This is a genomic window from Sinorhizobium sp. P24N7 (assembly GCF_042436655.1).
In the GTDB taxonomy this organism is placed as follows: domain Bacteria; phylum Pseudomonadota; class Alphaproteobacteria; order Rhizobiales; family Rhizobiaceae; genus Sinorhizobium; species Sinorhizobium meliloti_A.
In genome coordinates this window covers 1-941 of record NZ_JBHMIW010000062.1, presented here as the reverse complement: position 1 = coordinate 941, position 941 = coordinate 1, and the positions used below count along the sequence as shown (strand labels likewise).

The window sequence follows — 941 nt, the reverse complement described above, 5'->3', positions numbered from 1 at the left end:
GATCGATTTTGAGCGCTGGCCAGACTGCAAGAGCATGGAGCGGCCCGGGATCGTCTTCGAGGTCACCAACGGAGATCAGACACTGCTGACCGACTGCGTCGTCCCGCTGCCCTTGCCGGCTGACTGGGTAATTCATCCTCTGCGCTTCCGCGCCATACCGCAGCCTCCGCCTCGGCATTCGTCTCCGATACCTAAGCCGGTCGATCGATAACCGGGCACGCCATTACAGTGACGTCGCAGTCCAACATGACCACGATCCGGTTCATCGCTATGGTGCGAAATCGGAAGTAGAACAACCGCATCGCAGATGCTATGCGACGCACCCGCGACTTGTCTGCCGGCGCGCCCGGCCTTTGCAAACCAGATCAGCCCGCAGTAAGATGCAAACGACGGGTAACCTCAGGCGCCTGGCGCCGCGAGGGAGGCGATCGTGCCGATCGGCCACTGATCCGGGCCCACCGGCACTGCAAGCATGTCCGAACTGCAGCATCTACAAATGTCTGCTTGCACGAATGCCAGCCGACTGAAACAGGGGGAATTCTTTTGCGGCGGCGAGATCATCATCGCTCGTCTCGGTAAGCCGTTGAGATACGTTAATGCGAATCTTCCGCCAATCCGGCATCCGCAAGAAGGTCAGCCAGGTGACTGTCGCTCACGTTTTCCAGCCTGAGAAGTGCCTCATACGGATCGCCCGTCAAGTTGAGGATCACAGCAAACGCCTGTTCAGTCTTTATGCCGCTCTGTTTCATCGTTCGTACCGAACTGCGGAGACGATCACCACCAAGACACAGAAGCCGCTTCTCGATCTCATAATGGCGAACTGCCAGCTGCTGCCGCAGTGGAACTGAGCTGCCATAGATCCCGACCTTCCAACCAAAGGCGCGGAAACGCGCCACGATAGGTCTCTCTTTTGTAGTCCGTTGCCATATCCTGAACTCGGC

The 941-nt window shown here is 58.2% G+C and carries 2 protein-coding genes; one reads left to right on the top strand and one right to left on the bottom strand.

Annotation, left to right across the window (positions count from 1 at the left end; translation table 11 throughout):
• Position 1 precedes the first annotated feature (1 nt).
• Positions 2-211, top strand: a complete 210-nt coding sequence (locus ACFHWW_RS33880) for a hypothetical protein (RefSeq protein ID WP_379943732.1) — start codon at positions 2-4, stop codon at positions 209-211.
• 382 nt (positions 212-593) lie between these two features.
• Here the strand turns inward: ACFHWW_RS33880 and ACFHWW_RS33875 are convergent.
• On the bottom strand, positions 594-941 hold a 348-nt coding region (locus tag ACFHWW_RS33875), incomplete at its 5' end, for a DUF4269 domain-containing protein (RefSeq protein WP_379943730.1).